The following is a 21168-nucleotide window of genomic DNA, read 5'->3' as shown; positions in this document are numbered from 1 at the left end:
AAGGTATGAAAATACAATTAGGTATACTTCTGCTTTTAATTTCAACCTGCTTTGCGTCAGCACAAACACTTACTGTTTGCAAAGCAGATTGTGATTATAAAACTATACAAGGAGCAATTGATAGCTCTCAAAGTGGCGATCGTATTTTCATAAAAAAAGGACTTTACAAAGAATCTAACTTAATTATTTACAAAAAATCACTCCATATCACTGGAGAAGAAGGTACTATTATAGACACACAACAAAATGGTTATGGGTTTTCTGTTGAAGCAACCGATATTATTATTAAAAACCTCACCATTAAAAACATAGAAGTAAGCTATACTAAAGAATATGCTGCTGTTTTACTTTTTAAATCCTATGACTTCCTAATCGAAAATATTACGGTGGAAAATGCATTTTTTGGGTTTTTAATTCAGAAGTCAAAAGACGGCATTATACATAATAACACCATTTCTGGTGAAGGTTTAGCCGAAGCAGATTCTGGCAATGCTATTCATCTTTGGCACTGTGAGCATATAAAAATCACTAATAATGACGTAAGACGAATGCGTGATGGTATATATCTGGAATTTGGGAGCAACAGTTACATTTCCAACAATTATTCTACTGAAAATATGAGATATGGGCTACATTTTATGTTCTCAAATGACAATACTTATGAGAATAACACATTCAAAGCTAATGGGGCTGGTGTTGCTGTTATGTTTTCAAAGAAGATAAAAATGTATAATAATATCTTCAAGAAAAACTGGGGAACGGCTTCTTATGGAATCTTACTAAAAGAAATAAATGATGCCGAATTAAAGCATAATATTTTTGAGGATAATACTATTGGTATTAATGCCGATGGTACTAACAGAATTACATACATAGAAAACACTTTTAAAAATAACGGCTATGCCATAAAAGTACATGGTGCATGTTACGATAACATCTATTCTAAAAACAATTTCTTGTATAATTCTTTTGACTTGTCTTATTCAGGAAATTTAAACAGTAATAAGTTTGAAAATAATTATTGGAGTAATTACACAGGCTATGACTTAGACAAAGATGGTATTGGAGATATACCTTATAGACCTGTAAAGCTTTTTTCATACTTAGTAAATCGTACACCAGAGAGTATTGTTTTGCTTCGTAGTTTGTTTATAGATATAATTGACTTTTCTGAAAAAGTATCACCCGTTTTTACACCAGAAAACCTAATTGATAACCAACCTTTAATGACCCAGGTAACATGGTAGAAATCATCGATTTATATAAAAAATTCGATAAAAACAATGTGCTTAATGGTATCAATTTATCAATTAAAGAAGGTGGCATTTTTGCTGTACTAGGACCAAATGGATCTGGAAAAACCACTATTATAAAAACCATACTCGGCATGGTAATACCTGATAGAGGAACCCTTAAAGTGTTTAACACTAATATTAAAAACAACTCAGCCTATCGCCATGAAATAGATTACTTGCCCCAAATTGCAAATTTCCCTAGCAATCTAAAAGTCAGTGAACTTATTAAAATGATTAAGGATTTGAGAGGTAAAACAGATGAAGACCAAAACTTAATTTCGAAATTTAAATTAGAGCCTTTTTTAAACAAAAAGCTGGGTACACTGTCTGGCGGAACCAAACAAAAAGTAAATATTGTTTTAACGTTTATGTTTAATAGTCCTATTATAATTTTAGATGAGCCAACTACAGGTTTAGATCCTATCTCATTAATACGGCTTAAAGAACTCATTGAGGTAGAAAAAAATAAAGGAAAAACCATCTTAATTACATCTCATATTATGAGTTTTGTTGAGGAAGTAGCCGACAAAATTGTATTTATCCTCGAAGGCAAAATCTACTTTAAAGGTAGTATTGATGAATTAAAGGCAAAAACTAAACAGCAAGATTTTGAACATGCTATTGCTAACATTTTAACTAAAAACCATGCTTAAAATATTAAAATATAGTTTTTTCGATTTAATGCGTAGTAGTTGGAGTTATGTCTACTTTGCATTTTATCTTCTATTAGGTATTGTGCTCTTGTTCCTTAACAATGACTTATCCAAAGCTGTAATTACACTAATGAATGTAATCATTGTTTTAGTACCACTTATAGGCACTATCTTTGGTGTTATGTATTACTATAACTCAAAAGAGTTTACGGAGTTATTGCTAGCGCAACCTTTAAAGCGGTCTTCAATTTTTTTAGGTCAGTTTTTGGGCGTCGCCATTTCTTTATCCATGAGTTTAATTATAGGATTAGGCATTCCTTTTATGGCTTATGGATTATTTAAATCTAATGCCATTTGGGATTTTTCGCTACTACTTGTTGTAGGTGTATTTTTAACCTTCATATTTAGTGCTCTGGCATTTAATATTGCCCTTTCTAATGAAAATAAAATTAAAGGGTTTGGCTATGCTATACTAATGTGGTTATTCCTAGCTATAATCTATGATGGCTTATTTCTCATGTCTCTAATTTTATTTGAAGATTACCCATTAGATAAAGTTTCCTTAATTGGCACCATGCTAAATCCTATTGATTTATCAAGGACTCTGATCTTATTAAAATTAGATATTTCAGCTTTATTAGGTTACACTGGTGCTGTATTTAAACAATTCTTTGGCACTAGTTTTGGGCTTATTACATCATTTATAATGTTAACTGTTTGGGTAGTTTTACCCATTTTTAGAATCGTCTTTAAATCGAAGAAAAAAGATTTTTAATAATGAAAAGATATTATGCTTTTGTTATAGTTACAATCTTATTTATAGCTTTCTATTCTTGTGAAAATAAAAACGGTGAGGTTAATTCTAAACCCAAAATTAAACTTCAAGGTCTTACCCTAAACAATAACAAAAAATGGATTGCCAATAAAGAAACTCATATTGGTATGATGCGTATAGATTCCATACTCAAAAGCAACACATTATTAAACGGTAAAGTCTTAGGTAATGCCCTTTCTAAAGAAACCAGCTATATTATTAAAAGCTGTAATATGAAAGGTACAGCACATGATCAGTTACATATTGTATTAGTCCCGCTTTTAGAAGAAATCACCCAAATAAAAGAAACTGAAAGTATAGATAAACTAAAGCAAAAAACTACTCACTTAAAGCATCTTGTAGCGATATATTTTCGATACTTTAAAACTTAATTTCAACTGACAAATGTCAGCTTATTTAAGACAAAATAGTCCGAAATTAGCCTCATGATAATTACGGTAATTCATAAGATTACAGCATTGTTTTTAACCTTTGTTCTATTAGCAAACAATATTAACAACATTATTATTGTAACCGATTTTGTCATCAATCAAGATTTCATCGCAAAAACACTCTGTATTCAAAAAGAAGAACAAAAAGGTTGTAATGGTAAATGTCAATTACGTAAGGAATTAGTGAAAAATAATGCAGACACTAACTCAGAGGTGCCTGCACCTAATACAAACAGAATACGTTTAGATGTTTTTCTAATTTCTGATGTAACTTTATATACCAATCAATACGAAATCAACTATCACACTAAACAATTTAATATCGACTCTAGATTATTTCAACCTATATCTAAGTTTTATGATATAGATACACCCCCACCCAATTTAAGTTAATTCTTTTCTGAGTGCATATAGCACAATCCTCTTTTCTATAGTTTAAAAACGTATGGAAAAGACAATTATATCCTAATTTTTAATAAAAAAAGATAGAAATGAAACTTAAATATTTATCACCAATAGTGTTTTTAGCACTTATATTCTCATGCTCTACAGACGACAATAATGATTCAAACCCAGTAAACGAAGTCGAAGGTTTATTACTTATAAAAGAAATTGTTAATGGCAATCAAACTATTGAGCTTTTTAATGAAAAAGGCCTGTTTGAAACTGGTTACAATGAGATAAGCATTCGAATTAAAAACAATACAACAGATACCTATTATGAAAATACCAGTTTATCATGGATACCTATGATGCAAATGCCTACTATGCAACATTCTTGTCCAAAATCAACAATCAACAAAGTGTCGGGTAAAAATACCGTTTATAGTGGTTTTATCATTTATCAAATGGCAGGTATGGACAGTTCGGGTTGGTCATTAACAATAGAATATACAGTTGACGGCTTAGAGTATTCTGTTACAGATACCATAAATGTCTTGCAATACGAAAACCAAAACGTAGCAAGTTTTATGGCTAGTAATAATACGCGTTACATCTTAGCTTTAATAGAGCCCAAAGACCCAAGCATTGCTATAAATACTATGAAAGTTGGTTTGTTTAAAATGGAAAACATGATGACATTTCCTGTGGTCGAAGATTACACAATTACTTTAGACCCTCGTATGCCAGGTATGGGTAACCATAGTTCACCAAATAATACAAACCTTACATTTAATAGCACAGATAATTTCTACTATGGAGACTTATCATTAACCATGACAGGTTATTGGAAATTAAATCTTAAACTGATGAATGCTTCTGACGAAGTTCTAAAAGGTGAAGATGTTACGGAAGAAAACGAAGCCAGTAGCTTATATCTGGAGCTAGAGTTTTAATGCGTATATGATTTTTAATTGAGCGTGGCTGTACTAAATTTTTAAACTCTCAACTGCGCTCAATATAACAAAACAGTTTTTCATTAATTTAATATTCCGTTAGCTATGAAACAGCTAATCACAGTAATACTTTGTGCTCTATTTTCATTCTATGGCACGAGTCAAGAACAAAAAAAAGACACCACAAAGCTCGAGGAAGTCGTTATTATTACTCGACGTAAACTGAATAATAATCGGCAAGAAAAAACATTATCTAGTATTGATGATTACTTAGAAAAATCTAATAATGTAACTATGATAAAACGTGGTAATTATGCCTGGGAACCAACTCTAAACAATATGGTTAGTGATCGTTTGGTTGTAACCATTGACGGTATGCAAATTTTTGGTGCATGTACTGATAAGATGGATCCTATAACATCTTATGTAGATGTATCTAATCTAGAAAAAGTAACTATTGGTTCTGGACAAGAAGGTACAGAAAACGGGCATTGTGTAGGTGGCGGTATTGATTTACAATTACCCACATCAAAATTTAACGATTCTGGCCTAAAATCTAGTATAGATCTAGGATACGAAACTAATGGTGATTTTTTTGCAACAGGTTTAGATTTAGAATACTCAAGACAAAAATTTTTTATCAGTGCAGACGGCATTTTTAGAACATCCGAAAACTATGATGCGGGTAACAATGAAGAAGTATTGTATTCTCAATTTCAGAAATACAACATCTCTTTACAATCTGGTTATGAAATTTCTGAAATACATAGCTTAGATGCTAATATTATTTATGATAGAGCAACGGATGTTGGTTATCCTGCATTACCAATGGACGTCTCGTTAGCTGATGCTTTAATTAGTTCTGTAACACATTATTACAAGCCAACCGATAAACCATTTAAATCCTTAGAAACAAAAGTGTATTTTAACACTATTACACACATAATGGACGATACTAATCGACCAGATGTACCAATACGTATGGATATGCCTGGTTGGAGTGACACATATGGTTTTTATAGTAAAGCTAATATTACTAAAAATAATCATCATTTCACTTTTAATCTAAACGGGTTTTATAATAAGTCTCTTGCAGAAATGACCATGTTTTCTAGCAATCCTAATGAGCCAGACATGTTTATGTACACCTGGCCAGATATTAGAACTTTGTATTCTGGGTTATTCATAAAAGACAATTGGCGTATTAGTGATAGCCAAACATTTTCATCATCTATAAGATTAGGGTTTCACAACAATAGAATAGCAAAAGAAGTTGGCGTAGAGAGCTTGCGAATTTTTCATCCAGATATTGATGATCAACAAAATCGCTTTTTAATGAGTTTAGCATCATCATACAACATAAAGAAAGAAACCTTAAACATGGCTTTGGGGCTAGGTTATGGAGAACGTGCACCTTCTGTAAGTGAAGGTTATGGTTTCTTTTTATTTAACAGCTTTGATAATTACGATTATATAGGCAATCCCAACTTAAAAAATGAAAAAGCTCTCGAGGCAAATTTTAGTTTTTCAAAAACATACAACAAATTTAAAGTCAGTGTAGAGTCTTCATACTTCTATATCATGGACTATATCATTGGTGATATAGAACCTAGCATAAGTTCTATGACTATTGGTGCTAATGGAGTACGCATTTATAGTGCATTAGACAATGTCTCTATTTTCGATGTATATTTAAATAGTAGCTATAATATATCAGACAGTTTTTCTATTAATGGTACGCTTGGATATAATTACGGAAAAGGAAGTAATGGAGAAAATTTGCCATTGATTAGACCTTTTCCATATTTCGCAGAATTAAACTTCAAGAAGCCTAAATTCAATGTAGCTTTGCAACTCGATGGTAATGGAAACCAAAGTAAATATAGTAGCTTCTATGGCGAAGACGAGACCGCTGCTTATGCAATTTTAAATCTTAATTTAGGAAATGCTTTTTATGGTAAAAAAGGAAGAACAATTTTAAAGTATGGAATAGAAAATATTTTAGATTCTAAATATTCTACTTATGCCGATTGGAATAATATTCCAAGACAAGGCCGAAATTTTTATATTAACCTATCTTATCTATTGCCCTAATGTTAAGAGTATTTAGCTTTATACCAAACCTTTTGCCACTCACGTTGTAAAATTAAAAAAGTAACATCTTCAGAGAGTTTTAAAGTATCCCCCCCATTAAGCGAACGAATCTTTGATTCTGAAACATCGACCTGATAAAGTAAATTAAGATAATCCGAAAACTTGTTTTGAATGAGGTGAAAAACGGTGTCTTGCAACACTAACTTTAAACTTGAAGGAATCGTATTTTCATCAAACTCTAAATCTATATTGGCGTACAATAAATCTTTATTCAGCTGAAGAATTAGTTTTTTATAGAGTTGTAGCTGATTAGCTTCTAAAATTAAAGTTTCAAAATTAGAGGGTAAACTCATTAAACACGTCTATTCATTAACTGCTCACCAAACAATCTTAATAATTGCTTTTTATCGCTAGATATATTTAGCTTTTTAAGCACTTCAAAAGCTTTGTTCGTATAATCTTCTACAGCTTTTTGAGTCGCTTTTGATGCTCCTGAATTATCAAAAAGCGTTTTCACAGCATTTACTTTTGTAGCATTAGAAATTGAATTGCTCGACATCATTTTTATTAAACTTAATTTATCCTCTTCAGTACCTAACTCTAAAGTTTTAAGGTATAAATACGTCTTTTTATTTTCGAGTATATCACCACCAACTTGTTTTCCAAAAGTTTCAGGATTTCCAAAAGCATCCAAATAATCATCTTGTAATTGAAATGCTATACCCAAAAAGCGCCCAAAATCATAAATTGAATTTTGATCCTCTTCAGAAGCTTTAGCTACAATAGCTCCCATTTTCATTGCAGCCCCTACCAAAACCGCTGTTTTATACTCAATCATTTTGAGATATTCTGGTATAGCAACATCATCTCTGGTTTCAAAATCAATATCGTACTGCTGTCCTTCACAGACTTCTAAAGCCGTTTTACTAAACAATTGAGCTAATGCCCTAAACGTGTTTGGCTCATAATTTTCAAACAATTGGTAGGCCAATATTAACATGGCATCACCAGAAAGAATACCAGTGTTTAAATCCCACTTTTCATGTACTGTTTCCTTCCCTCGACGTAATGGTGCATCGTCCATTATATCATCGTGTACCAAAGAAAAATTATGAAACACCTCGACCGAAAGTGCTGCATTGATAGCATCTTTGGGGTCTCCATCAAAAATTTCTGATGTCATTAAAGTTAGCACAGGTCTAAGTCGTTTTCCGCCAAGTTTAAGAATATAATTTATAGGCTTGTAAAGACTTCTAGGCTCTCTTTCAACGGCAAAATCCTCTAAATAAGTTATAAAAGATTTTTGATAAGCTTCAATATTTTGCATAAAACAAAAATAAAGCTTTCAACATATTTAAAGCTAATGTTAACTATGTTAAAAATTTATTAAAACTTTGGAAACTTTTTTTGTTTTTAAAGTTTCCATATTTACATTTGCACTTCAAAAAAGGAAAAATCCGTCCTTACGGAGTACTAAAGATGAGAGAAAAAATTATACATAAGTCTTCAGATTTGTTTTTAACACTTGGTTTTAAAAGTGTTACTATGGATGATATTGCTAATGAAATGGGCATTTCTAAAAAGACGATTTATGTACATTTTAGTAATAAAACGAAATTGGTAGAGGCTGTAACCTTTCACTTGTTTGATACGATTTGTGATGGTATAGATGAAATTTGTGAAAGCGCACCTAACCCTATCGAGGAATTGTATTCAATTAAAATGTATGTAATGCAACACTTAAAAAGTGAGAAGGCGTCCCCACAGTTTCAGTTAAAAAAATATTATCCTAAAATTTATGAAGGCCTTAAAAGCAAGCAATTTGAAAAAATGCACGAATCGGTTTCCGAAAGCTTAGAAAATGGTATAGAATCTGGTGTTTTTAGATCTAATATAGATGTCGAATTTATTGCCAGGTTATACTTCAATGGCATGACTGGTATTAAGGACGAAACTATATTCCCAAGAGAACATTTTAATATGGAATATCTTATGGAAAGCTTCCTGGAATACCATTTACGAGCTATCGTAACCGAAAAAGGATTTAAAATATTAAACCAATTTATTACAAAAAATCAATCATAACAACAGAATGAAAAACCTATCAATTTTCTTTTTTCTAATGTGTTTTAGTCTTGGTTTCGCCCAAGACATCCCTGCAAGCTTTACATTACAAGAAGCTATTGATTACGCCTTAGAAAATAATAGACAAGCTAAAAATGCTGCTCGAGATATTAAAGCAGCAGAACAACAAAAATGGGAGACAACAGCAACTGGACTACCTCAGATTAATGCTGGCATCAATTACCAAAACTTTATAAAACAGCAGGTTTCTGTGATACCCAATTCTGCTTTTGATAGTAGACAAGGAACTATAGATACGGTTGAGGAATTTTTTGGTCTAACTGCAAACGGAACTCCCGAGTCACTTGAAGGGTTTTCGGAAGTTATATTTGGTACAAAACAAAATATTAGCGCTAGCGCAACACTTAATCAATTAATCTTCGATGGGTCTTATCTGGTTGGTTTACAATCTGCTAAAGTTTTTTTAGAAATATCTAAAAACGCTAAAGATAAGACCGACTTAGAAGTTAGAAAAGCCGTAATCAATGCTTATGGTAATGCATTACTGTCGGAAGAAAGTGTAAATATCTTTGAAAAAAACATTGCTGTTTTAGAGAAAAACCTTAACGAAACAACCAAGATATACGAAAATGGTCTTGAAGAAGAAGAAAGCGTAGAACAACTTCAAATTACATTATCTAATGTAAAAAGTAACCTAAATAATGCTAAACGATTAAAAGGTATCGCCTATCAAATGTTTAACATAACACTTGGTATTGATTATGCCACTAATGTCACATTAACTGAAGATTTAGAGCAACTTACTGAGAAAAACATATCTCTTGAAGCACTAGAGCTTAAAAATGATGTTACTAGTACAATTGATTATAAAATTGCAGAAAACGATAAAAAATCTAAAGAGCTACTATTAAAATTAGAAAAGACTAGAGCTTTACCATCATTAAGTGCTTACATAGATGGTGGTTATTTAGGCTTCGCAGATGAGTTTACTTTTTTAGATAGAGAACAACGTTGGGCAGGGTTTTCATCATTCGGTTTTAACCTTAATCTACCAATATTTAGTTCCGGAGGCAGAAGCGCTGCTACACAACGCGCAAGAATAAATTTAGAAAAATCTAAAGATGATCTTACTGAAACCGAACAGCGTTTAAAACTAGAAATAGAAACTGCTAAAAGTAACTACAAATTTGCAACGGAAGATTATTATAATAAAAAACAAAATCTATCTCTCGCTGAGCGTATAGAATCAAAAAACCAAACCAAATTCTTTGAAGGTATAGCTTCGAGCTTTGAATTACGACAAGCACAAACACAATTGTATACAGCTCAACAAGAATTATTACAGGCCATGTTAGATGTTATAAATAATAAGGCAGAATTAGAAACCATTACTAATAACACAACCAACTTTTAAAATTATCATCATGAAAAATATATATAGTTTAATCATTTTAACATCACTATTGGTAGCCTGTTCGGGAGAGAAAGGACAATCCATAGAAGAACTTGTAGCATCAGACAACTCTGAAGCTATTCAAAAAAAGAAAGATGAATTGGTTAATGAACAACAAGCATTAGCGCTTCAAATCAAACAATTAGATGAAAAGCTTCAAAACATAAGCCCAGATAGAAATGTACCATTAATTACAACTTTTAATGCTAAAATTGAAGAATTTAAACATTTTCTAGAATTACAAGGAAGTGTTGAAACCAAACAAAACATTGTCTTAACACCAGAAGTTGGTGGAATTATAACACGCGTATATGTAAAAGAAGGTCAGAATGTAACCAAAGGACAGTTATTAGCCTCTATTGATGATGGAGGTCTAAGTCAACAAAAGGCACAATTAGAAGTACAAGCTGATTTGGCAAAAACAACTTTTGAACGTCAAAAACGTCTTTGGGATCAAAAAATAGGTAGCGAGATTCAATACCTTCAAACAAAATCTCAATACGAAGGGCTTCAAAAAAATATCGCTCAAATCAATCAACAACTAGCTAAAAATAATGTTAGAGCACCATTTTCTGGTGTTATCGATGATGTAATCACAGAGCAAGGCAATGTTGCATTACCAGGACAAACTCAGCTAATGCGTTTAGTAAATCTTAAAGACATGTACATTAAAACTGATGTTCCTGAAAGTTACATAACCAGTATTACTAGAGGAAAAAAGGTCGAAGTCCTATTTCCTGTATTAGGTAAAAAATTAACTTCTGAGGTTAGACAAACTGGTAATTTTATCAATCCTGCTAACCGAACATTTGATGTTGAAATTGCTGTACCTAACAAGGACAAAACGATTAAACCAAATCTTACAGCACGACTAAAAATTAATGACTATACTAACGAAAAAGCTATCCTAATCCCACAAAGTATTATTTCAGAAAATGCGCAAGGACAGCAATACATCTATGTCTTAACTGATAAAAAACAAGACAAAGCAATTGCAAAGCAAGTTATAATAGAGACTGGGAAAACTCAAGGTGATGATATTGAAGTATTATCTGGTCTAGAAGAAAACGCAGAGGTCATTAGAGAAGGTGCTCGTAGCGTAAAAGAAGGACAAACTGTAAAGATTATTAATAAAGACTAATAACCAATGGCTAATAAAAAGAAACAAAAAAAGAAAGTCGATAAGGAATTTGGTCTGTCGTCTTGGGCAATAAATAACAAAACCACAATGTATGTGGCCATTGTCCTTATACTATTTTTAGGAGGTTCAGCCTATTTTGGAATGTCTAGAGAAAACTTCCCCGAAATTAGAGAAACGAAAATATACATAAGTTCACTTTTTCCTGGAAACACAGCTGAAGATATAGAAAAACTGATTACTGATCCATTAGAAGATAAACTCAAAAATGTGAGTAATGTTGTAGAGGTAACATCAACATCTCAAGAAGATTATTCAATGGTTATCGTAGAATTTGACGAAGACATTACTGTTGATGCGGCTAAACAAAAGGTGAAAGATGAGATTGACAGTGAAACTTCTGGTGAAGATTGGCCAACCTTTAATGGTGCTAAAGTAGAGCCAAATGTTTTTGAATTAAGTATGTCAGAAGAAATGCCAATTCTTAATATTAATATTTCTGGTGATTATACCGTTGACAGATTAAAAGAGTTTGGTGAATATCTTGAAGATGAAATTGAAGATCTGCCTGAAATAAAGCAAGTGGACATTCGAGGAGCTCAGGAAAAAGAAGTTGAAGTTGCTGTAGATGTTTACAAAATGATGGCATCAAAAGTTAACTTTAATGAGATTACTGATGCTATTGGCAATGGAAACATGACAATGTCTGCTGGCAACCTCATTACAAGTGGACAAAGGCGTACTATACGAATTATTGGTGAAATTGATAAGCCCGAAGAGCTAGAAAATTTTGTTATTAAAGCAGAGAATAACAACCCTATTTATTTAAAAGATATTGCCACTGTTACATTTAGGCCAAAAGACAAAACAACCTATGCCAGAGAATTTAATGCAGTAAGTAATGAAGGTGAAACTGTTGTAATGCTCGATGTGAAAAAGCGTTCGGGTAAAAATATGGTTGCTGCAGCAGAAAAAATCGAAAAAATAGTAGCAGATGCAAAAGCTAATGTATTACCCACAAATTTAAGAATAACAACTACTAACGATCAGTCGTCAAAAACCATCGGACAAGTTGATGATTTAGTAAATAATATCATTTTTGGTATTATTCTCGTTGTTACGGTTTTAATGTTTTTCCTTGGGTTTAAAAATGCTTTGTTTGTAGGGTTTGCCATCCCGATGTCCATGTTTATGTCATTAATGATACTGAATGCATTAGGCTATACTATGAATACCATGATTCTTTTTGGGTTGATTATGGGACTAGGTATGCTGGTTGACAATGGTATTGTGGTTGTCGAAAATGTTTATCGCCTCATGGAGCAAGAAGGCATGTCTCGTATCGAAGCAGCAAAGAAAGGTATTGGTGAGATTGCTTTTCCAATTATTATTTCAACAGCTACGACGGTTGCGGCATTTATTCCTTTAGGCCTATGGCCAGGCTTAATGGGTCAGTTTATGATTTATTTTCCTATAACGCTTTCCGTAGTATTAGGTTCATCCTTATTAGTGGCTATTTTCTTTAATTCTGTTTTAGTATCTCAATTCATGACAACTGAGGATAAAGATATGCCATTAAAAAACATTATTGCCATATCAGGAATTTTAGGAGGTATAGGCTTAATAATTATGATGTTTGGAGGACCATACCGAGGTTTAGGCACTTTAATGATTACAACAGCTGTAATGCTTTGGGTATATCGATTAATCCTTAGAAAGGCGGCTAATAGATTTCAAACAAAAACTCTGGTTCGTTTAGAGAATTTTTACGAACGTATACTTACAAGTTCACTTAAAGGTTGGAAGCCATTTGGTATTAGCTTTGGAAGTTTCTTTTTATTTATTGGATCAATTGCAGCGTTTATAATTTCATGCAATACTCAAAGAACAAAAGTTGAGTTCTTCCCAGATAATAAACCCAACCAAATTATAGTATATATAGAATATCCTGAAGGTACAGATATAGAAAAAACAAATATCATTACTAAAGAAATTGAAAATAAAGTCTATGGAATCTTAAATGATAGTAAGTATATAAAAGATGGTGAAAATTTCTTAGTCGAAAGTGCAGTGTCTCAGGTAGGTGCTGGCGCAGGAAATCCTCAAACAGATGGAGGTTCTGATGCAGAGATGCCACACAAAGGAAAAATTACAGCTTCAATGCGAGAATACAAATATCGTAATGGGAAAGATAGTGAGGAGCTAAGAAAAAAAGTACAAGAAGCATTAACAGGTATTTATCCTGGTGTATTAATTTCTGTGGAAAAAGATGTTAATGGACCTCCTGCAGGACCTCCTGTAAACATTGAACTTGAGGGTAATGATTATGACGAATTAATCGTTGTGGCAGAGCGTATGCGAGAGTTTATAAATTCAAAAAATATCTCAGCGATTGACGAATTAAAAATTGATGTCAATAAAGATAAGCCAGGTATGCAAGTGCTCGTTGATAGAGAGAAAGCTGGTGAATTAGGTGTAAGCACAGGACAAGTAGGGCAGCAATTACGCAACTCGTTATTTGGTGCAAAGGCAGGTATTTACAAAGAAGATGGAGACGATTTTGATATTTATGTGCGTTTTAATGAAGATTTGCGCTACAATACCAGTGCGTTATTTAATCAAAATATAGTCTTTAGAGATATGGCCTCTGGCACAATTATAGAGGTTCCTGTATCTACAGTAGCAAATCAAAACAATAATTCTGGGTTTAGTGCGATAAAGCATAAAGATGCTAAGCGTGTAGTAACCGTTTATTCTGCATTAGCACCTGGTTATGTCGACGCTGGAGCTGTTGTAAGTCAAATTCAAAACGAAATGAAAAATTTTGATGGTTTACCAGCAAATATCAAAATAGATTACACAGGTCAAATTGAGGAACAGAATAAAGAAATGGCCTTTTTAATGGGTGCTTTCTTTACCGGGTTAGGTTTAATCTTCTTCATATTAATTTTTCAGTTTAACTCAGTATCTAAACCTGCAATTATTATGATCGCAATTTTCTTGAGTTTAATTGGTGTATTTGGAGGTATTGTAATTACTGGTGATTCTTTTGTGATTTTAATGACCATGATGGGTATTATATCTCTCGCCGGAATTGTGGTTAACAATGGTGTGGTTCTACTCGATTATGCCCAATTATTAATTGATAGACGAAAAAATCAACTCGATTTAGACGCATCTGAATATCTACCAAAAGACGAATTATTAGCACAAATCATCAAAGCTGGTAAAGCACGTTTAAGGCCTGTATTACTAACAGCAATAACAACTATATTAGGCCTAATTCCTTTAGCTATAGGACTTAACATTAATTTCTTTACTCTCTTTAGTGAATTTAATCCTAATATCTATTTCGGTGGTGACAATGTGATTTTTTGGGGACCGTTGGCTTGGACTGTTATCTATGGTCTTTTCATAGCAACCTTCTTAACTTTAATTGTAGTCCCTGTTTTATTCTATTTATCTACATCATTAAAAATGTGGTTAAAATCTAAATTCAGTTCTACAGTTGAAGAATTTGAAATCTCAGAAAAAGAAACTCTTGTGCTTGATTAAAGCATAAGGATCTTGATTAATAGCGAGAAAAGCCTCAACAATTGTTGAGGCTTTTTATTTAATTATCCTTTAAGTTGATTAAATTTGCACGATTAAAATTTCGATATGTATAGAAGTCATAATTGTGGTGAGTTAAGAGCCGCACATAATAATACAGAAGTAACTCTCGCAGGTTGGGTTCAAGGAGTTAGAGATAAAGGATTTATGGTTTATGTAGATGTGCGAGACCGTTATGGTATTACACAACTTTACTTTGATGAAGAACAAACAGCTAAGTCGATTCTTGAAAATGCTCAAAAGCTTGGGCGTGAATTTGTAATTCAGGTTAAGGGTAAGGTACAAGAGCGTGCTTCTAAAAATCCAAATATTCCAACGGGAGATATAGAAGTTTTAGTTTCAGAATTGACTATTCTAAACGCATCGTTAGTACCACCTTTTACCATTGAAGATGAAACTGATGGCGGAGATGATTTACGTATGAAATATCGTTACTTAGATATTCGTCGTAACCCAGTAAAAGAGAGCCTAATCTTTAGACATAAGGTAGCCCAAGCCGTTAGAAATTATTTATCTAATGAAGACTTTATTGAAGTCGAAACCCCTTATTTAATTAAATCAACACCCGAAGGTGCTCGTGACTTTATTGTGCCTTCTCGTATGAATGAAGGGCAATTTTATGCGCTACCTCAATCACCTCAAACTTTTAAGCAGTTGCTTATGGTTGGTGGTATGGATAAATACTTTCAAATTGTAAAATGTTTTAGAGACGAAGATTTACGTGCAGACAGACAGCCCGAATTCACACAAATAGACTGCGAAATGGCATTTGTAGAGCAAGAAGATATTCTAAATACATTTGAAGGTCTAACACGTCATCTACTTAAAGAAATTAATGGTGTTGAAGTTGATAAATTCCCAAGAATGCTCTACGATGATGCGATGCGTTTATACGGAAATGACAAACCAGATATTCGTTTTGGAATGGAGTTCGGTGAGTTAAATGCCGTAGCGCAACATAAAGATTTTAATGTGTTTAATTCTGCTGAACTAGTTGTTGGTATTGCCGTTCCTGGCGGGAATACTTATACAAGAAAAGAAATCGATAAGTTGATTGATTGGGTAAAGCGTCCTCAAGTTGGTGCTTTAGGCATGGTATACTGTCGTTGTAATGATGATGGTACTTATAAATCTTCTGTTGATAAATTCTACGACCAAGACGATTTAGCCAAATGGGCAGAAGTTACTGGTGCAAAAGCTGGTGATTTAATCTGTGTGCTTTCTGGCGAAACCAATAAAGTAAGAGCACAACTAAGTGCCTTACGTATGGAATTAGCAGAACGTTTAGGCTTACGTAAAGCTGATGAATTTGCACCGCTTTGGGTAATGGATTTTCCATTATTAGAATGGGATGAAGATACTGAGCGTTACCATGCGATGCATCACCCATTCACATCACCTAAACCAGGTCAATTAGAATTATTAGATACTAAACCAGGTGAAGTAAAAGCTAACGCTTACGATTTAGTTTTAAATGGAAACGAAATTGGTGGTGGTTCAATTCGTATTCACGATAAAGCAACACAAGCCATTATGCTAAAACATTTAGGCTTTTCTGAAGAAGAAGCCAGAGCACAATTTGGGTTCTTAATGGATGCCTTTGAGTATGGTGCGCCACCACATGGTGGAATTGCTTTTGGATTAGACAGACTAGTTGCCATTTTAGGCGGTCAGGAAACCATTAGAGATTTTATTGCTTTCCCTAAAAACAACTCAGGAAGAGATGTAATGATTGATGCACCTGCACCAATTGATGAAGAACAGTTAGAAGAGCTCAATTTAAAATTGAATTTAAAATCATAAATATTAAATCCTGCTTCTTGCAGGATTTTTTATTAGATTTAAACTATGCCAACTAAATCCAACTTTTTTAAACGCTTACTCATTTGGAGATATAAACATATCTCAGAAAAGAATTTTGTATTTGTACTAAGCTTAATTATAGGCTTATTAGCTGGTTTAGTTTCTGTTTTTATAAAAAATATCACTTTTGCAATTAATTCAATTTTTGAAAAAGGTATCATTCTTTCAGAGAATAGCATCTATTTTATTTTGCCGATTTTAGGCTTGTTTTTAGTGTATCTATTTGTAAAGTACATTTCAAAAAAACCAAGCGAACATGCTATTCCGTCTATACTATATGCTTTATCAAAACGCGATGGTATTATTAGTAAACGTAAAATCTATCTGCCCTTAATAACAGCTCCCTTAACTGTAGGTTTTGGAGGTTCTGTAGGCTTATTAGGGCCAGCAATTGCGTCAGCTTCAGCCCTGAGTTCTAACCTCAGTAGACTATTACATATTGACAGAAAAACAAGAAGTTTACTAATTGCCTGTGCTGCTGCTGGAGCGATTGCTTCTATTTTTAAATCACCAATTGCGGCTATCATTTTTGCTATTGAAGTCTTTAGTTTAGATCTTACATTTGCTTCGTTATTACCGCTTTTAATTGCTTCAGTTTCATCAGTAATTACTTCTTATTTTTTCTTAGGCGATAGCGTGCTTTTCGATTTTAATGTAACAGATAAATTCGCCATTAAAGATACCCTATTCTACATCCTTCTGGGTATAGGAACAGGAATTGCATCCATTTATTTTTCAAAAATATATTTCGGAATTACGACATTTTTTAACCGATTTAAGTCTGCAAGACATAAATTAATTATTGGAGGTTTAGCGATTGGCATAATGTTATTTTTTATTCCTCCACTATATGGTGAAGGTTTTGGCTTTATAAATAACCTTATGCTGGGCAACGATATTGAAGCCTTAGGCAATACACCTTTTGATGCTCACCTGGATAATATTTGGATTGTTATTGGTTTACTTTTTGGCATTACAATATTTAAAGCTATAGCTATGACCACCACTTTTGCAGCTGGAGGAACTGGTGGAATCATTATTCCTACTTTAGTTATGGGAAGCGCATTAGGAAATGTTGTTGCTAAAGTGATTAATAATTGTGGTTTAGGTTTTAATGTTTCAGAAGCTAACTTTACACTAATCGGTATGGCTGGTCTTATTGCTGGTGTGCTTCATGCTCCATTGACTGCTATTTTTCTGATTGCTGAAATTACTGGTGGCTATGAATTGTTTGTTCCCTTGATGATCACTGCTTCGATGTCTTTCATCATCAATAAAAATGGTTTAGACCATACGATTTATACTAAGGAATTGATAGAAAAGGGAGCTCTTCTTACTCAAAATAAAGATAAAAGCGTCCTAACGCTAATGAAATTAGATTCGGTTATAGAGCAAAATTTTATAGCGTTACATCCTGAAATGACTCTAGGTGAAATGCTTAAAAATGGGGTTTCAAAATCCAATAGAAACCTATTTCCTGTTACAGATGATGATAAAAATTTTATTGGTATTATTCTGCTAGATAATATTCGTTCTGTAATGTTCGATCAAAGTTTATACAACTCCACCACTGTAGAAACCTTTATGCAAAAACCCCCAGAGGTGATTTATTATGAAAATGACTCTATGGAAAAGGTAATGAAGAAATTTCAAACCTCTAAAGCTTGGAATTTACCTGTAATAAAAGACAACAAGTACTATGGTTTTGTTTCAAAATCAAAACTCTTAACAGCTTATAGACGTGAATTGATTAATTTTACATCTTAAATTATGTAGTGTCTGACTGAGAATACAATTAATATGAAAACGATACACATTATAACACTTATCGCTTTTTTAGCATCAATAACCAGTATTATCTGTGGTTTAGTTTTAGGTGTTGAGTACAGCCAAAAGCTTGTTGGTTTTGGAGTATTAGGTCTATTCTTAGTGGTTTTCCCTTTATTTTCCTATTACAGGTGGAAAGACAAAGATGTTAAAGACTACATGCTTACTAAGGAAAATCTTGATAAAATGCGGGAAAATCAACGAGAGAAAAAGATTTAATTTAACTCATTAATTATCAATATTTTAAAATAAAATGATTTATTAACATATCGCATTAGTTAATACACTACCTTTGCACTTTAATTTTTATTTAATTTATAATGACTGGAACAGTTAAATTTTTCAATGATTCAAAAGGATTTGGATTCATTACCAACGAAGAAACAGGAAAAGACATCTTCGTACACGTATCAAACCTTAATGGCGTAGAATTACGCGAAGGTGACAATGTAGAGTACACAGAAGAAGAAGGAAGAAAAGGAATGGTAGCTGCAAACGTACAGGTACTATAAGTATATATCTTACAAGTTTCAACGCTCAACCTTTGGTTGGGCGTTTTTTATTTAAATAGTATTGGTAAGTCGCTTTTAGGAATTTTTACAATATAAAAAGGCTGAGTCATAACGGTTGTTGCTATACCTTCTGGTCCCTTATGGTCTATGTTTACTTCAATATTTTCAGAATTAGTATTTATATCTAATTCTATACTATGTCCTCCTGTTCCTTTTACATCATCAAAAATAGCTATAAGCGTGTACTTTGAAAAATCGACTTTAGTTTCAGAAAAGCTATCAGACACATTATTAACAGAATTCATTTTTTTTAATAATCCATTCCATTGGTCTGAGCCTGTAACAATTAAATTCTGTTTTTCAATACCTTCGGCACCTGATCCAAACAGGTTACCCTTACCAATTAAAACAATATCCTCTTTTGCCATTTTAGTTTGATGTTCTGTTGATTTACAGTTTAAGGCGAATAAGAGAACTAATATTGCAAAAAGTTTGTTCATCTGTATCAATTTAAGTTACGTTTTTCAATAAAAAAACGCTTCATTAGTGCTGAAGCTTCTTCAGCAAGAATTCCACTCACCACTTTTGTTTTAGGGTGTAATTTAGTTCCCATAGTTTCAAAACCTCGTTGGTCATCTGAAGCTGCATAAACTATTTTAGAAATCTGACTCCAATACAAAGCACCAGCACACATTTGGCAAGGTTCTAAAGTTACATATAGTGTGCAACCTGTTAAGTATTTTCCACCTAAAAAATTTGCAGCCGAAGTAATAGCTTGCATTTCGGCATGCGCTGTCACATCGTTAAGAAGTTCTGTAAGATTATGTGTTCTTGCTATGATTCTATCTTTAACAACAATAATGGCACCAACAGGAACCTCACCTTTATCAAAAGCAACCTCAGCTTCCTGAAGTGCTTTTCGCATAAAATAGGTATCGTCAAATGGGTCTATCATGGTTGTAAAAATACGATTTCAAAATAATTAGAACAGATTACGGCAAGAATTTTGATGGCTTTAAACAAAGCTATTATTTATGAAGTCATATTATTCTATCTCCATCCCAAAACCTTGTCACGAAAATTGGTCTCAAATGACGCCAAATGAAAAAGGACGCTTTTGCCAATCTTGTTCTAAAACAGTTGTCGATTTTACTAAAATGGATACTAAAGAGATTCAAGATTATATTCATAATAATAGAAATAAGCGCATTTGTGGTCATATTAAGCAAAGTCAATTAGATACTATTAATTTAAAAATACCTGAAACTGTTTTTAACCAAAATCTAAGTTTTCATCGCCTATTTATTTTGGCACTATTATTTTCTATGGGAATAACCTTATTCAATTGTGAGGATGAAAAAGGAAAGACGAAGAAAATAGAAAGTATTGAAATGGTTAAAACCAATCAAAAGTCAATCGACACTATATTAAATCATAAGGATTCAAAAAAGAATCCATTAGATACTATAAGTAAACCAAATAATAAATCTGAAAAAATAGAAGTGACAGAACAGCTTCTTATGGATGGTATGATGGTTATAGAAACTGGAGATATAGATGTAGAACCAGTAGATGTTAATGATATTGAGCCTATAGATATTGATTCATTAGAAATTGAAGCACCTCCTCTCTGCTCTGGTCCTGAACAAGACGACGTTGTTTTTGGGTTGCTCATTGTAGAGAACCCTCCTGAATTTATGGATACGCCAAAAGGTTTATCTCGTTCTGAAAAGAAAAAACACTTATCTAATCGTGTAACAGAATTAGTAAAAGATAATTTTAATCAGAAAATTGCAGAGCATTTAAACTTAAAAGGAAAACAAAGAATCTTTATCCAATTCAAGATTAATGAAAAAGGATTTGTTGAAGATATTAAAGTAAGGTCATCTACACATCCAGATTTAGAGGAAGAAGCCATTCGTGTTATAAAGCTTTTGCCTCAGTTCAAGCCAGCACGACAGAAAGACATAAGTATAGCATCAATTTATTCTTTACCTATAGTTTTCATGGTTGAAGACTAATAAAATCTCGTA

General features: G+C 32.7%; 20 protein-coding genes. 16 read left to right on the top strand and 4 right to left on the bottom strand.

Annotated elements, in window-relative coordinates; genetic code table 11:
- The first annotated feature begins 5 nt into the window (after positions 1 to 5).
- The 7 genes from Q0912_RS04355 to Q0912_RS04325 all read left to right on the top strand — a co-directional run bounded on the left by Q0912_RS04355 (position 6) and on the right by Q0912_RS04325 (position 6645).
- Positions 6 to 1247, top strand: a complete 1242-nt coding sequence (locus Q0912_RS04355) for a nitrous oxide reductase family maturation protein NosD (protein WP_299112421.1) — start codon at positions 6 to 8, stop codon at positions 1245 to 1247.
- Complete coding sequence (locus Q0912_RS04350) at positions 1241 to 1948, top strand: ABC transporter ATP-binding protein (RefSeq protein ID WP_299112419.1); 708 nt, start codon at positions 1241 to 1243, stop codon at positions 1946 to 1948. The genes Q0912_RS04355 and Q0912_RS04350 overlap by 7 nt, the downstream gene beginning before the upstream one ends.
- On the top strand, positions 1941 to 2723 hold the full coding sequence (locus tag Q0912_RS04345) for an ABC transporter permease (RefSeq protein ID WP_299112417.1): 783 nt from the start codon (positions 1941 to 1943) through the stop codon (positions 2721 to 2723). Before Q0912_RS04350 ends, Q0912_RS04345 begins: the two co-directional genes overlap by 8 nt.
- Positions 2724 to 2725: 2 nt before the next feature.
- Entirely contained in the window at positions 2726 to 3154 is a 429-nt protein-coding gene (locus tag Q0912_RS04340; protein WP_299112414.1) for a hypothetical protein, read from the top strand.
- 54 nt (positions 3155 to 3208) lie between these two features.
- Positions 3209 to 3607 carry a hypothetical protein gene (locus Q0912_RS04335; protein WP_299112413.1) on the top strand — a complete coding sequence of 133 codons (399 nt, stop codon included), beginning with the start codon at positions 3209 to 3211 and terminating at the stop codon, positions 3605 to 3607.
- 98 nt (positions 3608 to 3705) lie between these two features.
- On the top strand, positions 3706 to 4551 hold the full coding sequence (locus Q0912_RS04330) for a hypothetical protein (protein ID WP_299112411.1): 846 nt from the start codon (positions 3706 to 3708) through the stop codon (positions 4549 to 4551).
- Positions 4552 to 4656: 105 nt separating this feature from the next.
- The gene (locus Q0912_RS04325) at positions 4657 to 6645 is read left to right on the top strand and encodes a TonB-dependent receptor (RefSeq protein WP_299112409.1); all 1989 of its coding nucleotides are present in this window, start codon (positions 4657 to 4659) and stop codon (positions 6643 to 6645) included.
- Between the two features lie 2 nt (positions 6646 to 6647).
- On the opposite strand, the gene Q0912_RS04320 is transcribed toward Q0912_RS04325, so the two are convergent.
- Both Q0912_RS04320 and Q0912_RS04315 read right to left on the bottom strand, forming a co-directional pair.
- Entirely contained in the window at positions 6648 to 6998 is a 351-nt protein-coding gene (locus Q0912_RS04320) for a hypothetical protein (RefSeq protein WP_299112407.1), read from the bottom strand.
- Positions 6998 to 7972 (bottom strand): polyprenyl synthetase family protein, encoded by a 975-nt coding sequence (locus tag Q0912_RS04315; protein WP_299112405.1) that lies wholly within the window; start codon positions 7970 to 7972, stop codon positions 6998 to 7000. Before Q0912_RS04315 ends, Q0912_RS04320 begins: the two co-directional genes overlap by 1 nt.
- Before the next feature lie 152 nt (positions 7973 to 8124).
- Here Q0912_RS04315 and Q0912_RS04310 point away from each other — a divergent pair, with 152 nt between their 5' ends.
- From Q0912_RS04310 to Q0912_RS04275, 8 genes are all read left to right on the top strand, one after another.
- Positions 8125 to 8730, top strand: coding sequence for a TetR/AcrR family transcriptional regulator (locus Q0912_RS04310; protein WP_299112403.1), 606 nt, complete (start codon positions 8125 to 8127; stop codon positions 8728 to 8730).
- A gap of 7 nt (positions 8731 to 8737) precedes the next feature.
- Positions 8738 to 10144, top strand: coding sequence for a TolC family protein (locus Q0912_RS04305; RefSeq protein WP_299112401.1), 1407 nt, complete (start codon positions 8738 to 8740; stop codon positions 10142 to 10144).
- A gap of 10 nt (positions 10145 to 10154) precedes the next feature.
- A complete protein-coding gene (locus Q0912_RS04300; protein ID WP_299112399.1) occupies positions 10155 to 11324 on the top strand; it encodes an efflux RND transporter periplasmic adaptor subunit in 1170 nt (389 codons plus the stop codon).
- A 6-nt stretch (positions 11325 to 11330) separates the two neighbouring features.
- Entirely contained in the window at positions 11331 to 14876 is a 3546-nt protein-coding gene (locus Q0912_RS04295; RefSeq protein WP_299112397.1) for an efflux RND transporter permease subunit, read from the top strand.
- A gap of 105 nt (positions 14877 to 14981) precedes the next feature.
- Positions 14982 to 16736: an aspartate--tRNA ligase gene (gene aspS, locus Q0912_RS04290; RefSeq protein ID WP_299112395.1), complete on the top strand. Its 1755-nt coding sequence runs from the start codon at positions 14982 to 14984 to the stop codon at positions 16734 to 16736.
- Between the two features lie 45 nt (positions 16737 to 16781).
- A complete protein-coding gene (locus tag Q0912_RS04285) occupies positions 16782 to 18563 on the top strand; it encodes a chloride channel protein (protein ID WP_299112393.1) in 1782 nt (593 codons plus the stop codon).
- 33 nt (positions 18564 to 18596) lie between these two features.
- A complete protein-coding gene (locus Q0912_RS04280) occupies positions 18597 to 18842 on the top strand; it encodes a hypothetical protein (RefSeq protein ID WP_299112391.1) in 246 nt (81 codons plus the stop codon).
- Positions 18843 to 18943: 101 nt separating this feature from the next.
- On the top strand, positions 18944 to 19135 hold the full coding sequence (locus Q0912_RS04275) for a cold shock domain-containing protein (protein ID WP_008269621.1): 192 nt from the start codon (positions 18944 to 18946) through the stop codon (positions 19133 to 19135).
- 47 nt (positions 19136 to 19182) lie between these two features.
- Here the strand turns inward: Q0912_RS04275 and Q0912_RS04270 are convergent, their stop codons facing one another.
- Together Q0912_RS04270 and Q0912_RS04265 are read right to left on the bottom strand one after the other, a co-directional pair.
- On the bottom strand, positions 19183 to 19635 hold the full coding sequence (locus Q0912_RS04270; protein WP_299112389.1) for a hypothetical protein: 453 nt from the start codon (positions 19633 to 19635) through the stop codon (positions 19183 to 19185).
- Between the two features lie 5 nt (positions 19636 to 19640).
- Positions 19641 to 20090: a nucleoside deaminase gene (locus Q0912_RS04265; protein WP_299112387.1), complete on the bottom strand. Its 450-nt coding sequence runs from the start codon at positions 20088 to 20090 to the stop codon at positions 19641 to 19643.
- 79 nt (positions 20091 to 20169) lie between these two features.
- Here Q0912_RS04265 and Q0912_RS04260 point away from each other — a divergent pair, with 79 nt between their 5' ends.
- A complete protein-coding gene (locus tag Q0912_RS04260; RefSeq protein WP_299112386.1) occupies positions 20170 to 21156 on the top strand; it encodes an energy transducer TonB in 987 nt (328 codons plus the stop codon).
- The last annotated feature ends 12 nt before the right edge of the window (positions 21157 to 21168 follow it).

Source organism: uncultured Winogradskyella sp. (assembly GCF_947498345.1).
GTDB lineage: Bacteria > Bacteroidota > Bacteroidia > Flavobacteriales > Flavobacteriaceae > Winogradskyella.
Note: the sequence above shows the minus strand (reverse complement) of the source record. Positions and strands in the feature narration are given on the sequence as shown.

Excerpts from the sequence above, each read along its gene's own strand:
- Q0912_RS04320 (WP_299112407.1), bottom strand. The coding sequence starts at position 6,998 with ATGAGTTTACCCTCTAATTTTGAAACTTTAATTTTAGAAGCTAATCAG.
- Q0912_RS04355 (WP_299112421.1), top strand. The coding sequence starts at position 6 with ATGAAAATACAATTAGGTATACTTCTGCTTTTAATTTCAACCTGCTTT.
- Q0912_RS04285 (WP_299112393.1), top strand. The coding sequence starts at position 16,782 with ATGCCAACTAAATCCAACTTTTTTAAACGCTTACTCATTTGGAGATAT.
- Q0912_RS04315 (WP_299112405.1), bottom strand. The coding sequence starts at position 7,972 with ATGCAAAATATTGAAGCTTATCAAAAATCTTTTATAACTTATTTAGAG.
- Q0912_RS04340 (WP_299112414.1), top strand. The coding sequence starts at position 2,726 with ATGAAAAGATATTATGCTTTTGTTATAGTTACAATCTTATTTATAGCT.
- Q0912_RS04310 (WP_299112403.1), top strand. The coding sequence starts at position 8,125 with ATGAGAGAAAAAATTATACATAAGTCTTCAGATTTGTTTTTAACACTT.
- Q0912_RS04265 (WP_299112387.1), bottom strand. The coding sequence starts at position 20,090 with ATGATAGACCCATTTGACGATACCTATTTTATGCGAAAAGCACTTCAG.
- Q0912_RS04325 (WP_299112409.1), top strand. The coding sequence starts at position 4,657 with ATGAAACAGCTAATCACAGTAATACTTTGTGCTCTATTTTCATTCTAT.
- Q0912_RS04295 (WP_299112397.1), top strand. The coding sequence starts at position 11,331 with ATGGCTAATAAAAAGAAACAAAAAAAGAAAGTCGATAAGGAATTTGGT.
- Q0912_RS04280 (WP_299112391.1), top strand. The coding sequence starts at position 18,597 with ATGAAAACGATACACATTATAACACTTATCGCTTTTTTAGCATCAATA.
- Q0912_RS04335 (WP_299112413.1), top strand. The coding sequence starts at position 3,209 with ATGATAATTACGGTAATTCATAAGATTACAGCATTGTTTTTAACCTTT.
- Q0912_RS04350 (WP_299112419.1), top strand. The coding sequence starts at position 1,241 with ATGGTAGAAATCATCGATTTATATAAAAAATTCGATAAAAACAATGTG.
- Q0912_RS04330 (WP_299112411.1), top strand. The coding sequence starts at position 3,706 with ATGAAACTTAAATATTTATCACCAATAGTGTTTTTAGCACTTATATTC.
- Q0912_RS04270 (WP_299112389.1), bottom strand. The coding sequence starts at position 19,635 with ATGAACAAACTTTTTGCAATATTAGTTCTCTTATTCGCCTTAAACTGT.
- Q0912_RS04275 (WP_008269621.1), top strand. The coding sequence starts at position 18,944 with ATGACTGGAACAGTTAAATTTTTCAATGATTCAAAAGGATTTGGATTC.
- Q0912_RS04345 (WP_299112417.1), top strand. The coding sequence starts at position 1,941 with ATGCTTAAAATATTAAAATATAGTTTTTTCGATTTAATGCGTAGTAGT.
- Q0912_RS04260 (WP_299112386.1), top strand. The coding sequence starts at position 20,170 with ATGAAGTCATATTATTCTATCTCCATCCCAAAACCTTGTCACGAAAAT.
- Q0912_RS04300 (WP_299112399.1), top strand. The coding sequence starts at position 10,155 with ATGAAAAATATATATAGTTTAATCATTTTAACATCACTATTGGTAGCC.
- Q0912_RS04305 (WP_299112401.1), top strand. The coding sequence starts at position 8,738 with ATGAAAAACCTATCAATTTTCTTTTTTCTAATGTGTTTTAGTCTTGGT.
- aspS (WP_299112395.1), top strand. The coding sequence starts at position 14,982 with ATGTATAGAAGTCATAATTGTGGTGAGTTAAGAGCCGCACATAATAAT.